This is a genomic window from Aeromonas sp. S19(2024), from assembly GCF_041402625.1.
Classification (GTDB): domain Bacteria; phylum Pseudomonadota; class Gammaproteobacteria; order Enterobacterales; family Aeromonadaceae; genus Aeromonas; species Aeromonas caviae.
In genome coordinates this window covers 49,062-65,915 of record NZ_JBGLQU010000001.1, presented here as the reverse complement: position 1 = coordinate 65,915, position 16,854 = coordinate 49,062, and the positions used below count along the sequence as shown (strand labels likewise).

The following is a 16,854-nucleotide window of genomic DNA, read 5'->3' as shown; positions in this document are numbered from 1 at the left end:
CGGCCACCGGCAAGGAGAACAAGATGAAAGCACAAGGGTTGGCCCTGGGCCTGGTTCTGCTGCTGACGGGCTGTGCCACCAATACTTCCGGCGTGGCGCTCTATGGCGCGGCCGGTGCGGCGGCGGTGGCCGAGCAGCATCAAAACGTCAACGTCACCCTGACCGAGCTCAGCCGGCGCCAGCAGAACGGCCTGTTGCAGGTCAACGTGGCGGCGGCCAGCACCCAGCGTGGTGACAACACGCTGCAATATCTCTTCTACTGGTATGACGACGCGGGGCAGGAGGTGGCCAGCGATGGCCGCGGCTGGACCCCCCTCAAGTTGCATGGCTACCAGACCCGTACCCTGTCCGCCCTGGCGCCGAGCCCGGCTGCACGGGGTTACCGGATTTACGTTCGCGAAGTGATGGAGGAATCCTACTGATGAAAATGAATCATGCCCTGCTGATCCTGACCGGCGCCCTGCTGCTGGGCGGCTGCTCCAGCACCACCGTCAGCTATGGCGATCCCACCGAGACCGAGACGGTGACCGTCGATTACGGCTCCTCCGACTTGCAGGCCATCGCCGACAAGATGGCGGATTCCATGCTGGCGTCCCCGGCCACCAGCGAGATCACCGCCGGGGGCCGCCCGGTGATGTTCATGGACTCCATCCGCAACAAGACCTCGGAGCACATCGACACCGAGGCCATCACCGACACTATCCGCACCAAGCTGCTGCGCTCGGGCAAGTTCCGCTTCGTGGACATGAGCAAGGTGGCGGCGGTCAAGCAGCAGCTCGAATACCAGCAGGGCAGCGGCATGGTGGATCCCGCCACCATGGTGCGGCTCGGCAAGCAGACCGGTGCCCGCTACATGGTCTATGGCAACCTCGCCAGCATCGTCAAGGACAACGGCAAGGTGAAGGACGTCTACTACCAGATGACCATGAACCTGATGGATGTGGAGAACGGCGAACTGCTGTGGGCCGATCAGAAAGAGATCCGCAAACAGGCCAAGAAGTCCACCTTTGGCTGGTGAGGACCCGCGGGGGCAGGGGGATCTGGCGGAGCTGGCATTCCTCGCCAGTCTGCCGGCGCCCTGGGATCAGGGGCGCCTTGAGCCACTTGGCCAGGGCCTGACCAACGGCAACTACCGGCTCAGCCTCCCCACTGGCGAGCAGGCCTTCCTGCGCCGCGGTCATCCTGATCCGGTGCGCCTTGGCATCGACCGGGCCACCGAGTGGCAGCTCTACCAGGGGGCGGTGGGGCAGGGGCTGGCGTTGCCCTGTCATCACGGCGATCCCGCCACCGGCCTGATGCTGCTGGCGTGGTGCGACGAACCCAACTGGGCCGAGCAGGCGCCGCCTCTCGCCGCGCAACCCCGCCTGATGGCGGATGTGCTGGTGCGGCTGCACCGCCTGCCGGTGCCGACCGTGGTGATGGCGGTGCGGGCCCACAGCGGCGGTTATCGGCAGCGTCTGGCCCATATCCCTCCCTGGCTGCCCGCCCTGGAGCGGGCCCTGCTCGCGAGCCGGGAGCCGGACGACTGCTGGCTCCCTTGCCATCACGATCTCAATCCGGCTAACTTGTTGGGGTCGCGGCCCTGGGTCATCGACTGGGAGTACGGCGCCGCCGGCCATCCGGGGTTCGAGGTCGCCAGCATTCAGCGCACCCACGGCTGGAGCGAAGAGCAGCGGTGCCAGTTGGAGAGCTGCTATCTTGAAGCCATGGACGGGGCACCGACGGGGCTGGGGCCCCGGGGATTCCAGGCCGACGCCTTCCTGCCCTGGGTCGATTACATCGGCCTGCTGTGGGCGCTGCTGATGGCCGAACAGCAACCCGGGCCCGAGTATCAGGCCCTGATCGACATCAACCGCCAGCGCCTGGAGTGATGCCCGGCAACGGCCCGCGCGACGCGTGTATTCAATGAATGGGAGGCATGCATGGTGACCACATTCTCATGGCGTCAACCGCGTAGCTGGAGCCTGCTGCTGCTCTGCCTGCTGCTGACGGGTTGCGCCACCCGGGTGATCTACTACTGGCTCGACTCGGCCATCGTCTGGCAACTGGACGACTACTTCTCCCTGGATCGCAGCCAGAAGAAGCTGCTGGACCAGGAGGTGAAGGGGCTGATGGCCTGGCACCGGCAGCATGAGCTGCCCATCTATGCCCGGGATCTCGACGCCCTGGCCAAGGCGGTGGCCAGCCCCATGACCCCGGCCCAGGTGACCCTGCATCTGGACAGAACCCAGGCGAGCCTGACCCGTACTCTGGAGAATGCCATTCCCCGCACGGTGCGCCTCGCCAAGACCCTGACTGACGAGCAGGTGGCTCGCTTCATGGCCGATCGGGTGAAGCGCCAGCAGGAGCGCCAGCACGATTTTGCCACCCAGTCGAAGGCCGAGATGATCAAGGGCTTTCGGGAGAAGATGAACGAGCGCCTGGTGTTCTGGATTGGCAAGGTGAAGCCGGCCCAGGAGCCGCTCATTGCCCAGTGGGCCGAGTGGCAATACGAGATGATGGCCCCCTGGCTCGACTTCCAGGAGGCCTGGACCAAGGAGCTTGATCGGCTGATGAAACAGCGCCAGAGTCCGGATTTCGGCCAGGAGCTGACCCGCTTGCTCCAGCAGGGGGACGGCCTGATGGATGGCCGCTTCACCGGCTACACGGACCAGTCCCGCCAGCGCACCATCCAGTGGCTGAGCGATCTCAGCCACTCCATGGATCTCTCCCAGCGGGCCCACCTCTACACCCTGCTCAAGGACTATGCCGAAGACTTCGAGGGCATGACCCGCAGCCGCTGAGGACGCGGTGAGACAACACAAGGGCGGCGGGCCCCGGGCCTGCCGCCCTTGTTCTTGTGGGGCAGGCTGTGGTAGCTTGCCCTTTCTATTGTGTGGGAATTAACTTTTGAACCTGACCGACAACGTGAAACTGGCGGCGATGACCCTGCTCATCACCCTCGCACTGTTGTTCTCTACCCTCTCGGTGGAGGGGGTCAAGGTACCCGCGTTCCAGCCCTCGGCCCAGCAGGCCCACTCGCTGGCGGAGGGGGCGGCACCTGCCGACGCAAGCCCGGCGGCCCACGGCGTCAGCGGCAGTGACGATGGCATCGTCAAGTTCGTCGGCTCCCACCAGAATCACCTGCTGCGCCTCGAGCACTCCCTGAGCCGCGATCATCAGCCCGGCAGCGTGGTCTACGAGCTGGTGATGAGCTGGTCCCAGCAGGCGATCCTGCTGCTGCTGTGCGGCCTGCTGTTCTATGCCGCCCTCTTCTACCCGGGGACGAGCTTTCGCGATCACTTCGCCGGCATTCACAGGCGCCGCCTGCAGCGCCGGCATCTGCAGTACCGCTTCGCCCAGAGCTTCCTCGCCTGATCCCGATGGGGTCAGTTTGCCACCTGTTGCCTCATCTTCTCTCTGTTGCTGTTCACTTTTAGTGAACGGCTAGGCTGTCTTGTTTCATTTTTTTGCACGGTGCGACCCCGGTGTCGCCCCTTGCCATCGCCTGACAGAGGCCGATTTCATGAGAAAAAAGAGTCATACCGTGTTGAACCGCATGAGCCTGTGGCAGTACGCCCTGTTGCTGCTGATGCTGGTCACGTTCGCGTTCTATTCCCTGCCCACCTTCTTCGGTGAGCAGCCCTCCCTCGGTCTGCACGGCCAGTCGCGCCTGAGCGACGCGCAGCGCACCCTGCTGGCCGAGAACCACATCGACCCCCTCAAGCAGATCGCCCAGGGTGGCCGGATGGCGCTGGTGTTCGCCAGCCAGGGGGAGCAGCAACTGGCCAAGCAGTTGCTGGAGCAGCAGGGGCTGGACAGCGCCGCCCTGACCCTGGAGTTCTACTCCAATGCCCCGGCCTGGATCAGCCGGCTCGGCGCCGACCCCATCAAGCTCGGGCTGGACCTGCGCGGTGGCTCCCAGCTGCTGATCGGGGTGGACGTGGATTTCGTCATCGACAACCAGACCAAGAACCTGGTGGATACCCTGCGCACCCGTTTTCGCGAGGCCAACCTGCGCGGCGCCAGCGTGATGCGCACCGCCCAGGGGAGCGTGGCCGTCACCCTGCCCGACGTGACGGGGCAGGAGGCCTGGCTCTCCATCATCAAGGAGAGTGCCGGTACCCGCCAGGATCAGTGGACACTGAGCCGCTCCGGCAATGCACTGACCCTGGTGCTGAGCGACGCCGAGCGCACCCTGCTGGTGAACAACGCCGTGACCCAGAACCTGTCGATCCTGAAAAAGCGGATCAACGAGCTCGGCATCGTCGAGGCCTCGGTGGTGCGTCAGGGGCAGGACGGCATCCGCATCGAGCTGCCGGGGGTGCACAACCCCAAGCAGGCGAAAGAGGTGATCGGCGCCACCGCATCCCTGGCCTTCTATGAAGCCAAGGCCGACAGCCGCTTCTTCATGGCGGATCGCAGCGGCCAGGCGGTGGGGCTGGCCCGCCAGCCGGTGCTGAGCGGCGAGCACATCGTCGATGCTCGCGCCAACATGGGGGAGATGGGGCAACCCCAGGTCAACATCGTGCTCGACACCCTGGGGGGGAGCAAGATGAACCAGTTCAGCCGCCAGCACGTGGGCAAGCCCATGGCCACCGTCTTCACCGAGTACAAGACCAACGCCGAAGGCAAGCTGCGCGCCCGAAGCGAGGTGATCAACGTCGCCACCATCCAGACCGCCCTTGGCAACCAGTTCCGCATCACCGGGATTGGCAGCCTGCCCGAGGCCCAGGAGCTCGCCATGCTGCTGCGGGCCGGGGCCCTCACCGCGCCGCTGAAGATCCTGGAAGAGCGCAGCATAGGCCCGACCCTGGGTCTGCAGAACATCGAGGCGGGCTTCACCGCCCTGGCGTTCGGCATGGCGGGCATGATGCTGTTCATGATGGCCTGGTATCGCAAGTTCGGCTGGGTCGCCATCACGGCGCTGGTCGCCAACCTCCTGATGCAGGTGGGCATGCTGGCGGTGCTGCCGGGGGCCGTGCTGACCCTGCCGGGGATCGCCGGTCTGGTGCTCACCGTCGGCATGGCGGTGGATACCCATGTGCTGATTTTTGAGCGGATCAAGGACCGGCTGCGGGAAGGGGGTTCGTTGGCCAACGCGATCGACTTTGGTTATCGCTCGGCGTTTCGCACCATCTTCGATGCCAACATCACCACCCTCATCTGCGCCGTGGTGCTCTATGCCATCGGTTCCGGGCCGCTGCAGGGCTTCTCCATCACCCTGATCCTGGGGCTCATCTCCAGCATGGTGACCGGCATCTGGGGCACCCGCGCCATCATCAACCCCCTGTGGGGCAACAGCCGCGCCAAGCTGCTGAGGGTATGACCATGAGCCGACTTCATCACCATGACGCCGCGCCCGTGAGTCTGCATGACCTGCGCACCGACCGCTTCCTGCCGGGAAGCCTGTACCACCTGACGTCGAGGGAAGAACAATGCTGAGAATGATCCTGGCCATGGGGCTGACCCGCTGGCGCTATATCGGGCTGTGGGCCTCCGTGCTGCTGACCCTGGCCTGCGTGGCCGTCCTTGCGACAAAAGGACTCGCCCTCGGGCTCGATTTCACCGGCGGGATCCTGCTGGAGTTTCGCATCCAGACCCTGAAGGAGGCCCATGAGCTCAACGCCCTGCTGACGGCGCCCCTGGCGGGTGTGGTGGAGCTGCACGGCGCCGGTGTGCCCGGCGAGTGGCTCATCAAGCTGCCCCCCCACGCGCTGCCCTGGGCGGCGGAAGATCTGGCGACCATGCTGGGGCAGCAACTCGCCCTGCCGGTGGAGCTCTTGCGCACCACCATCGTCGGGCCCCAGGTGGGCGCAGAGCTGTTCCAGCAGGGGATGCTGGCGGTGCTGGTGGCCTCGCTCGCCATCTCCGCCTACCTGGCGGTGCGCTTCGAGTGGCGCCAGGCCATCGGCATCCTGGTGTCGGTGCTGCACGACGGTCTGGTGGCCATCGGGCTGCTCGCGCTCTTTGACATCGAGTTCGACCTCAACGTCATCGCGGGCCTGATGGCGGTGATAGGCTACTCCCTCAACGACAGCATCGTCATCTCGGACCGGCTGCGGGACTTGCTGGGGTCGCGTACCCGTATGGGGATCCACGAGTGCTCGGACGTGGCCATCAAGGCCACCTTCAGCCGCACCATGATCACCTCGGGCACCACCCTCTTCACCGTGGGGGCCCTGCTCCTGTTCGGTGGCGACGCCCTCTACGGCTTCTCCTTCACCCTGTTCGCCGGCATCCTGGTGGGGACACTCTCCTCCATCACGGTGGCCTCCACCGTGCAGGAGCTGCTGGGGCTCTCCCCCCAGGCTTACCAGAAAAAAGAGGAGGAGCTGGCCGAGGCGGCGTGACCGCCCCGGGCAAAAAAGGAAGGCGAATGCCTTCCTTTTTCCATTCTGCCAGAGGGGGCGCGGCGGTCCCGAAGGCCGGGCTGGGGCGGCGGGTGTGATGCGGCCGAGCAGAAGTTGAAAAGTGTAATGAAATGCATGTTTTAGGCGCTATTTTCGGGGCCCGCTTCGGCTACACTGGCAGGGAGTCTATGGATGGAGTAAGCACTCATGAATATCGCTCGTCGGCTTCAACTCATTGCCCTGCTGGTCATGCTGGCCCTGGGGTGTCTCAGCTGGTTCAGCATCAGCAGACTCTCCTCCGCCAATGCGGATCTCAGCTATGTAACAGACAACACAGTCCCCAGCATTTCCACGATCAAGGAGATACAGACAGACTTCTACGCCCTGCATTCATTTATCCAGGCGCACGTGCTCAACACCGACGACGGCAAGATGAGTCAGATAGAGCAGAGCATTGCATCCCTTCACACCAAGATGGACGCCCTGCTGAGTCAGTATGAAAGCGGGATGATCTCCAATGAGGAGGACAGGCAGCTCGTCGCCGATGATCGGCGCTTGGTTGCCCAGTACGGCAAGGCCTCTGAAGACGTCCTGCGCCTGTCCCGCGCGAACAAGAATGTGGAGGCCAGAGAGGCGATCGACAAGGAGCTTGCCCCCTTGTTTGAGCAGCTTTCCCAGGCCATCGACAAGCACGTCCACTTCAACATCCAGCAAGGTGACGCCGTCAAGCTGCGAGGCGAGCAGAATGCCGATAGCAGCATGCAGGCCCTGTTGTTCATCTCGGTGGGCACGGGTGCCCTCACGCTGGTGCTCTTTCTCTGGCTGTTCAGGCAGGTCGCCAATCCCCTCCGTCTGGCCATGGCGACCCTGTCCGAGATCCAGCGCGACCTGAACTTCACCCTGCGGGCCAATGTGAGCCAGCAGGACGAGATCGGCCAGACGCTGACGGCGGTCAACCGCCTGCTGGACACCTTGCAGCAGACCTTCACCGAGTTCTCGGTGGGCAGCCTGCAGATCAAGAGCACGGCAGAGTCCCTCTCCCAGGCGGCCCAGCACATGGCGGAGTCGGCGAGTCAGGCCAATGACGCCACCAGCCTTATCGCCGCCGGGGTGGAGGAGATGAGCGTGAGCATCACGGACATCTCCCAGCGCACCCAGGAGACCAGCCGCATCACCAATGAATCCGGCAAGCTCGCCAGTGACGGCGGGGCCACCATAGAGCGCACTGTGCTCGCCATCAACGACATCGCCGACGCCATTCGTCAGGCCTCCCGCGATGTGACGGCGCTGGGGGAGGGGATCTCCCGCATCGGTGGGGTGGTGAACGTCATCAACGATGTGGCGGGGCAGACCAACCTGCTGGCGCTCAACGCCGCCATCGAGGCGGCGCGGGCCGGTGAGCAGGGACGCGGCTTTGCGGTGGTCGCCGACGAGGTGCGCAAGCTGGCGGAGCGGACGGCCCAGTCGACCCAGGAGATCTCAAGGACGGTGGAGGCTATCCAGCAAGGGTCCGAGGCCACGGTGGCCAGAATGGTCCTGGTGGAGGAGAAGGTGGCGCAAGGGGTGGCCATGGCGACGGAAAGCGGGGCCATCATCACCCAGATCCGCCAGGCCTCCCATCGCGTCATGGATCAGGTCGGCGAGATCACCCTGGCCATCCGCGAGCAGACCTCGGCGGCGGAATCCATCGCCCTCCAGGTCGAGCAGATAGCCCAGGTGGTGCAGCAGACCAGCAGCACGGCGGAGGAGACCTCCGCCGCCGCAGAGGAGCTGAACGTGACCACGGAGAATATCCACCAGCAGATCTCCCGCTATCGCATCCAGTGATGCGCGGATCGGATGTTCTCTCCCCGCCATGCCCATGGCGGGGATTTTTTTTATGTCAGAACCCCGAACCGGGCTGTTGCAGGAAGGCGGCCTCTTCCTCCGTGCTCGCCCTGCCCAGGATGGCGTTGCGGTGGGGGAAGCGGCCAAAGCGATCGACGATCACCTGGTGGCGCCGGGCAAAGTCGGCAAAGCCTTCGAAGGTGGCCCGAGCCGGGTCTGTGGCCTGCTCGTCGGCCAGGGCCTCGAACAGGGCGACGCTTCTGGCCTGCTGCTCTCTGGACTCCGCGTGCTCGAGGGGCAGATAGAAGAAGACCCGGGCCAGCGGCGAGAGCCCCTTGTCGACCCCGAGGGTGAGCCCCTTGAGGCACAGTGCCCTGGCCTTGTCGTCCTGGGCGAAGGCGGCGGGGGTGTGGCGGTGAAGGTTTCGCGGCAGCTGGTCCAGCAGCAGGATGAGGGCCAGGCGCCCTGCGGGATCGTCCTCCCAACGGGCGAGCTCGCCCGCTGCGGCACGGGCCGCCAGTTCGCCGAAGCGTGAGGCCAGCAGGGCATCGGTCTCGCTGCTCTTGCCCCACCAGAGGGGGGCCTGACGGGCGGCACGGGGGGCGTCGTCTGCGTCATCGCCAAACCAGAAATCGAGCAGAGGTTGCCAGGGTTGCATGGGAACTCCTTGGGCCGGTGGCCGTGAGGTGAAAACGGAGCAGGGGATCTGCCATGGGGGGCTGCCGCCGTGGCGGCTTCCCGTTACACTGTGCCATCTTTTGCCCCAAAGGGTGATCCCCGGATGGGCCCGTGATCCCCTGACCCCCTCATCACCCTGACCGGGGCAGCCCGGATGTGTCCCACTCAATAGAAGGAATGCCAGATATGGCCGGAGCCAGTTTGTTGACCCTGCTCGATGATATTGCCAGCGTGCTCGATGATGTCGCCCTGATGACCAAGGTGGCGGCGAAGAAGACGGCCGGGGTGCTGGGGGACGATCTTGCCCTCAATGCAGAGCAGGTCTCCGGGGTGCGGGCCGAGCGTGAGCTGCCGGTGGTGTGGGCGGTGGCCAAGGGGTCGTTTCGCAACAAGCTCATCCTGGTGCCTGCCGCCATCGCCATCAGCGCCCTCATCCCCTGGCTCATCACCCCGCTCCTGATGCTGGGGGGGGCCTACCTCTGTTTCGAGGGGGCGGAGAAGCTGGTCCACAAGTTCCTGCCCCACGAGGAGGAGGCGCATCAGGCGGCGCCGGTGCCCGAGGATCTGGCGGCCTATGAGCGCCAGAAGGTGAAGGGGGCCATTCGCACCGATTTCATCCTCTCGGCGGAGATCATCGTCATCGCCCTCGGCACCGTGCAGGGGTCGAGCCTGGGCCTGCAGATCGCCGTGGTAGCGGGCATCGCCCTGCTGATGACCGTCGGGGTCTATGGCCTGGTGGGGCTCATCGTCAAGCTCGACGACATCGGTCTGCACCTGCTGCAAAAGCCCGATGGCGGCGCCGTGCGCCGGGCGGTGGGGCAGGGGCTGCTGGTGACGGCGCCCCGTCTGATGCACCTGCTTGCCCTGGTGGGCACCATCGCCATGTTCATGGTCGGCGGCGGCATTCTGGTCCATGGCTGGCCCTTCCTCCATCATCTCATCGAAGGGACGGCGGACACGGTGGCCGCCCTGCCCGGGGTCGGCGGGGTACTGGCCGTGGTGACGCCCACCCTGCTGAGCGCCCTGGCCGGCGTGGTGGCAGGGCTGGTGCTGGTGGTGGCCATGACCCTGGTGAGCAGGCTTCAGCCCGCCAAATAGATCGCTTGTCGGGGGAGGGCCGACAGGGGCCGTCGCACCCGGGGCCGCTCTTCTGCTGGTTGCCTCGAATGGGGGCTAGGCAAGTGCCTGGCCCCCTTCGTACTATCCGGTTTCACCCGCCCGCAGAGGCGGGGTGACCCGATATGGACGCAAACAGACAAGGACAACCATGAAACCACCCGTTTGGCGAGATGATCACATCTATGCCGCCCCCGACGATCCTGCCATCGAGGCCGCCTTCCAGGAGGCTGCCCGTGCCCTCACCCGGCTTGACGCCCTCCTGGCGGACCTGCCGGATCCCGCCCATCCCGTTGCGGATGCCAATGCCCTGCGCCACCTGTTGCGGGCCATCCGCCGCGAGGCCAACGGGGTGAAGAGCCTGGCCTGGAACAGTCAGGTCTATGGTTACAACCGGCTGAGCCAGAACGGGCGCGACGAGGAGGCCCGGGTACTGCTCTCCCGGGGCCAGCAGCTGGAGGCGATCCTGGCCCAGCGCAGCAAGCCGGTGGACCTGTTCTGGGTTCGTGCCCCCGAGTCACTGGTGCGCACCCTGCTGCAAGACCCCGAACTCTTCGAGCTCGCCTACCAGATCCATCACGACAGAGCGCTGCAGGATCAGTGGCTTTCGCTCGAGAGCGAGCAGCTCATCGAGGGGTTGGCGGTAGACGGCCTGCAGGGGTGGGGGGATCTCTACGACAACCTGGTGGGGCGGCTGCTGCCGGTGGTGGAGGGGGTGCCCATGGGGCTTGCCCAGGCGGACAACCTGCTCGCCCACCCGGACAGGGCGCGGCGCGCCAGTGCCTGGCACGCCATCCAGGGCGCCTGGGAGGCGGAGCAGGAGACGGTGGCCGCCATTCTCAACGCCATCAACGGCTGGCGCAACGAGCTCGGCCGCCAGCGCGGCAAGGGGCGCAGGCTGGATGCCCTCGAGGTCACCTGCCATCAGGAACACATCACGGGCGCGACCCTGGAGACCCTGATGGCGGCGGCCGGGGAGCACAGGGAGCTCGGGCGCCGCGCCTTGCGGGCCATGGCCTGTGCCCAGCAGATCACCGACTTCGCCCCCTGGGATCTCTTTGCCCCGGCGCCCCAGGCCGTACACGGCAAGTTCGGCTTCGAGCAGGCGCTGAATCTGGTGATGGAGGCCTTTGTCGCCTTCGATCCCGAGATGGGGGCGTTTGTCCGCATGATGGCCGACAAGGGGTGGATCGATGCCGCCCCGAGCGAGCACAGGCGAAGCGGCGCCTATTGCACCGAGTATGCCGATCCGCCCGAGCCAAGGGTCTTCCTCACCTTCGAGGGGACCATGGACAACGTCATCACCCTGGCCCATGAGCTCGGCCACGCCTGGCACAGCTGGTTGCTGCGGGATCTTCCCTTCGAACAGCGGGGCTACCCCAAGACGCTGGCGGAGACCGCCTCCCTCTTTGCCGAGATCCTGGTGCGCGATGCCCTGCTGGCCGCCACCGACAAGGTGGAGCAGCGCCGGGCCATCGCCTGGCTGGACGGGGAGCGTGCCGCGAGCCTGCTTCTCGACATCCCCGCCCGCTTTGCCTTCGAGCGCGCCCTGGTGACGGTGCGGGAGGCGGGTTACGTGGGGGCGAGCCAGATGCGGGAGATGATGAAATCGGCGCAGCAGCAGTGCTATGGTGACGCCCTCAGCCAGTATGACGAGCTGTTCTGGGCCAGCAAGGGTCACTTCTCCATCGCCGAGTCCGGGTTCTACAACTACCCCTATCTGTTTGGCTATCTCTTCAGCCTGGGGCTCTATGCCCAGCATGCGCGGGCCGGGGGCGAGTTTGTGCCCGCCTATCGCGCCCTGCTGCGAGATACCGGCCGCATGAGCGCCGAGGCGCTGGTGGAGAAGCACCTGGGGGTCGACATCCGCGAACCCGGGTTCTGGCAGGAGAGCCTGCGCTATGTGGAAGAGGCGGTGGTGCGCCTCGAGCGGCTGGTGTGAAGCCTGCCCGCGAAGGTGGTGGCTCTGGCCACCTGGATTTCACGACGGGCCAGGCCCGTCCCTGACGATGAGCGTTCGATGCAACAACGAGTCTATCCACAGCAGTGGCAAAATGATCACATCTACCCCTCCCTCGACAGCTGTGTCCTCGAGGCGGACATGAGCCTGGCCCGCGCCAGCCTGGCCGAGCTGAGCGGTTTCATCGAGGGACTGGCCCTGGTTCCTCGCACTCCAGGCGCCTTGCAGGACTTCCTCAGGGAGGTACGCCTGCGGGCCCGGCGCATTCGCGACATCGGCTGGAACATCGCCGTGCTGGCCGCCTGCAAGGGGAGCCAGGACGCCCGGGATCCCCTCGCCAAGCAGGTTGCCTCCCGGGCCCGTGCCCTCAATGCGGATCTGTTCAAGACGCTTGCCCCCATTGAAGATCTGATGCTGGGGCTGCCTGCGCCCGAGTTTGAGCAACTGATGGCCGACCCCCTGCTCGGGGAGGAGGGGTACCGGCTGCGCCACGAGCGTCGCCTGCAGGATCAGCGGCTGCCGGTGGAGGCGGAGCAGCTGGTCATCGGCCTTGGCACCGACGGCCTGCACGCCTGGGGCAACCTCTACAACGATCTGGTGGGCAAGATAAGGCTGGTGATCGCGGGTCGCGAGATGGGGCTGGCAGAGGCGAGCAACCTGCTCTCCAGCCCGGATCGTGCCCTGCGCAAAGAGGCCTTCGATGCCATCAGCACCGGCTGGGAAGGGGAGCAGGAGACGGTGGCAGCCATCCTCAACGCCCTCAACGGCTGGCGCCTGGAGCTCTCGCGCCAGCGCGGCAAACACCGGCGCCTCGATGCCCTGGATCTCTCCTGCCACCAGAGCCACATCGAGCGGGCGACCCTGGATACCCTGATGGCGGAGACCTGGCAGGCCCGCCATCTGGGCCAGCGGGCCCTGGGGTTGATGGCCGGTCACCTCGGCCTCGAGGTGCTGGGGCCGGAGGATCTCTTTGCGCCGCCCCCTGCCGCCAGCCGCCGGGAGATCCCCTTCGAGGAGGCGGTCGACATCATCGCCCTGGCCTTCGCGCGCTTTGACCCCGAGATGGGGGACTTTGCCCGCATGATGGCCGAGCGCGGCTGGATTGATGCCGCCCCCACCCCCAACCGGCGCACCGGGGCCTATTGCACCAAGTTTGCCGAGCCGGTGGAGCCGCGGGTCTTCATCACCTATGCGGGCACCATGGACAACGTCATCACGCTGGCCCACGAGCTCGGTCACGCCTGGCACAACTGGCTCATCCGCGACTTGCCCATGAGCCAGCGCAGCTACCCCATGACGCTCGCGGAGACCGCCTCCATCTTCGCCGAGACCCTGGTGCGCAGCGCCCTCTACGAGCAGGCCCGAAGCGCCGAGGAGCGTCTGGCCATTGCCTGGGCGGATGCCGATGGCGCCGCCACCTTCCTGGTCAACATCCCGGCCCGTTTCGACTTCGAGCGGGCCCTGGTGGCCGAGCGCGAGCAGGGCTATGTGTCGTCGGCCCGGCTCAAGGGGCTCACCGACGAGGCCTGGGGGCGCTGGTACGAGCAGAGCCTCGGCCGCTATCACCCCCTGTTCTGGGCCGCCAAGGCGCACTTCTCCATCGCGGGCTTCGGTTTTTACAACTACCCCTACCTCTTTGGCTATCTGTTCAGCCTTGGGGTCTATCAGCAGCTGATGAGCCGCCAGGCCGCAGGGGAGGCGGGGGGGGCGAAGGCCTACCGCGCCCTGCTGCGAGACACCGGTCGCATGAGCGCCGAAGAGCTGGTCGAACGGCATTTGGGGCAGGACATTCGAAAACCCGCCTTCTGGCAGGGGAGCCTGGCCCTGGTGGAAGCGGCGGTGGCGCGCTTCGCCCAGTGCGGCAGTTAACCTCGCCAGACCCGGTTTGCGCCATGTCCCGCCGGGGCATGGCGCTGCCACAGCGGCCCCGACGTGCGGTTTGGTGGCCCGAAGGGGCGTGATCCAAAGCAAGAAAGTGGGATGTTTTGGTGGCGCAAGGCCCTGTCGCTGGGGTAGTTTCGATAGAACCGACACAGTTTTTGAGGTCTTGTCCATGATCATCTATCTGCATGGCTTTGATGCCACCAGCCCCGGCAATCATGAAAAAGTGCTGCAGTTGCAGTTTATCGATGATGATGTGCGTTTCGTGCACTACAGCACGGTTCACCCCCGCCACGACATGAGCCACCTGCTCAAGGAAGTGAAGAAGCAGCTCGACATGAGCACCGATCCCAAACCCCTCATCTGCGGCGTGGGCCTGGGTGGCTACTGGAGCGAGCGGATCGGGTTTCTGTGCGGCATCAAGCAGGTGGTCTTCAACCCCAACCTGCACCCGGAAGAGAACATGCAGGGCAAGATCGACAGGCCGGAAGAGTACGAGGACATCGGCACCAAGTGTGTAACCGAATTTCGTAATAAAAATTCAGGAAACTGCCTGTGCATCCTTTCCGTTCAGGATGAAATCCGCGATAATCGGGACACTGAACGTGAATTGAAGAACTATTACGACATCGTATGGGATGAGCGCGAGACCCATAAGTTCAAGAACATCTCGCACCATCTGCAACGGATGAAGGCCTTCAAAGAAGCCTGAGCCATCACGTCAACCGATTTCGTTTTAGGGAGCCAATGGCTCCCTTTCGTTTTGAGGAACCAAGGAAAATCATCATGATGAATATTGTCGTTGTAGGCGGTGGCGCCGGCGGTCTCGAGCTTGCGACCAGCCTGGGTCGCAAGCTGGGCAAGAAGAACAAGGCCAGGATCACCCTGGTGGATCGCAATCGCACCCACCTGTGGAAGCCCCTGCTGCACGAAGTGGCCACCGGCTCCATGGATGCGGGCATCGACGCCCTGAGCTACCAGTCCCACGCCAAGAACCACGGCTTCGAATTCCAGCTCGGCAGCCTGACCGACATCAAGCGCGACGAGAAACGCATCGTGCTGGCCCCCATCCACGACGAGAGCGGCGCCCTGGTGGTCAACGAGCGGGAAGTGGCTTACGACATCCTGGTGATGGCCATCGGCTCCGTCTCCAACGACTTCAACACCAAGGGCATCAAGGATCACTGCATCTTCCTGGACAGCCCCTCCCAGGCGCACCGCTTCTACAACAGCATGATGAACCGCTTCCTGCAGTTCGCCACCGAATACCAGCCCGGTGACAAGGTGAAGATCGCCATCGTCGGCGGCGGCGCCACCGGCGTCGAGCTCTCCGCCGAGCTCTACAACGCGGTGGAGCAGCTCTACGCCTACGGCTTCAAGAACCTCACCACTGACAGCCTCAAGGTGACCCTGGTGGAAGCGGGCCCCCGCATCCTGCCGGCCCTGCCGGAGCGCATCAGCGGCTCCGCCCATCAGGAGCTGGTGAAGCTGGGCGTGGACGTGCGCACCGCCACCATGATCACCGAAGCGACCGCCGAGGGTCTGCACACCAAGGATGGGGAGCTGATTGAAGCAGACCTCATGGTGTGGGCCGCGGGCATCAAGGCGCCGGACTTCATGAAGGAGATCGCGGGCCTGGAAACCAACCGCATCAACCAGCTGGTGGTCCACGAGACCCTGCAGACCACCCGGGACGAGAACATCTTCGTCATCGGCGACTGCGCCGCCTGCCCGCAGCCGGACGGCAAGTTCGTGCCGCCCCGCGCCCAGTCCGCCCACCAGATGGCGACCCAGGCGTTCAAGAACATCCTGGCCAAGATGAACGGCGGCGAGATGAAGCCCTACCGCTATCACGATCACGGCTCCCTGGTCTCCTTGAGCCGCTTCTCCACCGTGGGCAGCCTGATGGGCAACCTGATGCGGGGCTCCATGATGGTGGAGGGCTACATCGCCCGCATCGTCTACATCTCCCTCTACCGGATGCACCAGGTTGCCCTGCACGGCTACATCAAGACCGGCCTCATCATGCTGGTGGGCCGCATCAACCGGGTGCTGCGCCCGAGCATGAAGCTGCACTGAGTGCATGGCGGCTGCCGCTGCGAACATCAAAAAGGAGAGGCTTGCCTCTCCTTTTTTTATGGCCGATGCGGGGCGACGCTAGAAACGTCTGCCGTAGTTGAGGGCGAAGAAGTAGAGGGCCGGTGCAGCTGCCGTCGTGTCTGCATCATCAAGGCCCCGCTTTCATCGTGGCCCGGAAGCCCTCTCCCCAGCACCGGAGCCCAAGGTCGCTGTGCGGGGGTAAGTGCACGACACAGGCCGTATGGATGGCACCTTGATGAACCTGGCGGGCGCTGTGCTTGAAGCCCCTGGCCACGCCGGGCTTATGCTTTGGCCAACGCCTTGCTACCATGACGGCAACGGTGCTTCGCGCACCCAGCCCAACTCACAGGAGACCTCATGATCCTCTCAACCACCCCCACCCTGGAAGGCAAGACCATTCGCGAGTACCGCGGCATCGTCGTGGGCGAAGCCATCCTCGGCGCCAACATCTTCAAGGATCTGTTCGCCGGTATCCGCGACATCATCGGCGGTCGCTCCGGCGCCTACGAAAAAGAGCTGGCCCGGGCCCGGGAGATCGCCTTCGAGGAGCTCAAGGAGCGTGCCCAGGCGCTGGGGGCCAACGCCGTGGTGGGCATCGACATCGACTACGAGGTGGTGGGCCAGAACGGCAGCATGCTGATGGTCAGCATCAGCGGCACCGCCGTGGTGATCTAGCCCGCCAGCGTCCGGCCCTGCATGGCCAAACGCCCCGTCACAAGCCGACCCCGAGGTCGGCTTTTTGTTGGGTGTGACGCGCAAAGGTGGGCGCAAGTGAGTGGGGCTCAAGGCCTGAACGTATCGAACGCTCCGATGGCTCTGGGCTGGCCGGGAATGAGGGAGAAAATGGCCCGGCCCGGAGAAGGTGCGGGAACATGGGGGGGCACAGGGCCTGAAGGTCGGCAAAGTTGTTCAATTTTGCTATTCGATAATGAGTTATCGTTTGATATATCTAAACAAAAA

General features: G+C 64.9%; 15 protein-coding genes. 14 read left to right on the top strand and 1 reads right to left on the bottom strand.

What is annotated here, in order from left to right:
• Positions 1 to 23 precede the first annotated feature (23 nt).
• The 8 genes from ACB037_RS00285 to ACB037_RS00250 all read left to right on the top strand — a co-directional run bounded on the left by ACB037_RS00285 (position 24) and on the right by ACB037_RS00250 (position 8,159).
• Complete coding sequence (locus ACB037_RS00285; RefSeq protein ID WP_010674345.1) at positions 24 to 422, top strand: YcfL family protein; 399 nt, start codon at positions 24 to 26, stop codon at positions 420 to 422.
• The gene (lpoB, locus tag ACB037_RS00280; RefSeq protein WP_010674346.1) at positions 422 to 1,018 is read left to right on the top strand and encodes a penicillin-binding protein activator LpoB; all 597 of its coding nucleotides are present in this window, start codon (positions 422 to 424) and stop codon (positions 1,016 to 1,018) included. The genes ACB037_RS00285 and lpoB overlap by 1 nt, the downstream gene beginning before the upstream one ends.
• Entirely contained in the window at positions 1,008 to 1,871 is an 864-nt protein-coding gene (locus tag ACB037_RS00275; RefSeq protein WP_342040787.1) for a phosphotransferase, read from the top strand. Before lpoB ends, ACB037_RS00275 begins: the two co-directional genes overlap by 11 nt.
• Positions 1,872 to 1,922: 51 nt before the next feature.
• Positions 1,923 to 2,783 (top strand): DUF6279 family lipoprotein, encoded by an 861-nt coding sequence (locus ACB037_RS00270; protein ID WP_371174745.1) that lies wholly within the window; start codon positions 1,923 to 1,925, stop codon positions 2,781 to 2,783.
• Positions 2,784 to 2,889: 106 nt separating this feature from the next.
• Positions 2,890 to 3,357, top strand: a complete 468-nt coding sequence (locus ACB037_RS00265) for a hypothetical protein (RefSeq protein WP_041212852.1) — start codon at positions 2,890 to 2,892, stop codon at positions 3,355 to 3,357.
• A gap of 148 nt (positions 3,358 to 3,505) precedes the next feature.
• On the top strand, positions 3,506 to 5,308 hold the full coding sequence (gene secD, locus ACB037_RS00260; protein WP_042863668.1) for a protein translocase subunit SecD: 1,803 nt from the start codon (positions 3,506 to 3,508) through the stop codon (positions 5,306 to 5,308).
• Between the two features lie 109 nt (positions 5,309 to 5,417).
• Positions 5,418 to 6,332, top strand: coding sequence for a protein translocase subunit SecF (secF, locus tag ACB037_RS00255; RefSeq protein ID WP_029314368.1), 915 nt, complete (start codon positions 5,418 to 5,420; stop codon positions 6,330 to 6,332).
• Positions 6,333 to 6,539: 207 nt separating this feature from the next.
• Positions 6,540 to 8,159, top strand: a complete 1,620-nt coding sequence (locus ACB037_RS00250) for a methyl-accepting chemotaxis protein (protein ID WP_371174744.1) — start codon at positions 6,540 to 6,542, stop codon at positions 8,157 to 8,159.
• Between the two features lie 55 nt (positions 8,160 to 8,214).
• On the opposite strand, the gene ACB037_RS00245 is transcribed toward ACB037_RS00250, so the two are convergent.
• On the bottom strand, positions 8,215 to 8,817 hold the full coding sequence (locus ACB037_RS00245) for a DUF924 family protein (protein ID WP_202043833.1): 603 nt from the start codon (positions 8,815 to 8,817) through the stop codon (positions 8,215 to 8,217).
• 206 nt (positions 8,818 to 9,023) lie between these two features.
• Here ACB037_RS00245 and ACB037_RS00240 point away from each other — a divergent pair, with 206 nt between their 5' ends.
• The 6 genes from ACB037_RS00240 to ACB037_RS00215 all read left to right on the top strand — a co-directional run bounded on the left by ACB037_RS00240 (position 9,024) and on the right by ACB037_RS00215 (position 16,569).
• Positions 9,024 to 9,935, top strand: a complete 912-nt coding sequence (locus tag ACB037_RS00240) for a DUF808 domain-containing protein (RefSeq protein WP_102948307.1) — start codon at positions 9,024 to 9,026, stop codon at positions 9,933 to 9,935.
• Between the two features lie 169 nt (positions 9,936 to 10,104).
• On the top strand, positions 10,105 to 11,895 hold the full coding sequence (locus ACB037_RS00235; RefSeq protein ID WP_239053343.1) for a M3 family oligoendopeptidase: 1,791 nt from the start codon (positions 10,105 to 10,107) through the stop codon (positions 11,893 to 11,895).
• A gap of 78 nt (positions 11,896 to 11,973) precedes the next feature.
• Positions 11,974 to 13,782 (top strand): M3 family oligoendopeptidase, encoded by a 1,809-nt coding sequence (locus tag ACB037_RS00230; RefSeq protein ID WP_371174743.1) that lies wholly within the window; start codon positions 11,974 to 11,976, stop codon positions 13,780 to 13,782.
• 184 nt (positions 13,783 to 13,966) lie between these two features.
• Positions 13,967 to 14,506, top strand: a complete 540-nt coding sequence (ycfP, locus tag ACB037_RS00225; protein ID WP_005331594.1) for an alpha/beta hydrolase YcfP — start codon at positions 13,967 to 13,969, stop codon at positions 14,504 to 14,506.
• Positions 14,507 to 14,580: 74 nt separating this feature from the next.
• Complete coding sequence (locus tag ACB037_RS00220) at positions 14,581 to 15,873, top strand: NAD(P)/FAD-dependent oxidoreductase (RefSeq protein ID WP_041212859.1); 1,293 nt, start codon at positions 14,581 to 14,583, stop codon at positions 15,871 to 15,873.
• Positions 15,874 to 16,251: 378 nt separating this feature from the next.
• A complete protein-coding gene (locus ACB037_RS00215) occupies positions 16,252 to 16,569 on the top strand; it encodes a heavy metal-binding domain-containing protein (RefSeq protein ID WP_010674360.1) in 318 nt (105 codons plus the stop codon).
• The last annotated feature ends 285 nt before the right edge of the window (positions 16,570 to 16,854 follow it).

Bases quoted from the DNA above. Each gene is read 5' to 3' on its own strand.
- ACB037_RS00285 (WP_010674345.1), top strand. From the start codon at position 24: ATGAAAGCACAAGGGTTGGCCCTGGGCCTGGTTCTGCTGCTGACGGGC.
- lpoB (WP_010674346.1), top strand. From the start codon at position 422: ATGAAAATGAATCATGCCCTGCTGATCCTGACCGGCGCCCTGCTGCTG.
- ACB037_RS00270 (WP_371174745.1), top strand. From the start codon at position 1,923: ATGGTGACCACATTCTCATGGCGTCAACCGCGTAGCTGGAGCCTGCTG.
- secD (WP_042863668.1), top strand. From the start codon at position 3,506: ATGAGAAAAAAGAGTCATACCGTGTTGAACCGCATGAGCCTGTGGCAG.
- secF (WP_029314368.1), top strand. From the start codon at position 5,418: ATGCTGAGAATGATCCTGGCCATGGGGCTGACCCGCTGGCGCTATATC.
- ACB037_RS00250 (WP_371174744.1), top strand. From the start codon at position 6,540: ATGAATATCGCTCGTCGGCTTCAACTCATTGCCCTGCTGGTCATGCTG.
- ACB037_RS00245 (WP_202043833.1), bottom strand. From the start codon at position 8,817: ATGCAACCCTGGCAACCTCTGCTCGATTTCTGGTTTGGCGATGACGCA.
- ACB037_RS00240 (WP_102948307.1), top strand. From the start codon at position 9,024: ATGGCCGGAGCCAGTTTGTTGACCCTGCTCGATGATATTGCCAGCGTG.
- ACB037_RS00235 (WP_239053343.1), top strand. From the start codon at position 10,105: ATGAAACCACCCGTTTGGCGAGATGATCACATCTATGCCGCCCCCGAC.
- ACB037_RS00230 (WP_371174743.1), top strand. From the start codon at position 11,974: ATGCAACAACGAGTCTATCCACAGCAGTGGCAAAATGATCACATCTAC.
- ycfP (WP_005331594.1), top strand. From the start codon at position 13,967: ATGATCATCTATCTGCATGGCTTTGATGCCACCAGCCCCGGCAATCAT.
- ACB037_RS00220 (WP_041212859.1), top strand. From the start codon at position 14,581: ATGATGAATATTGTCGTTGTAGGCGGTGGCGCCGGCGGTCTCGAGCTT.
- ACB037_RS00215 (WP_010674360.1), top strand. From the start codon at position 16,252: ATGATCCTCTCAACCACCCCCACCCTGGAAGGCAAGACCATTCGCGAG.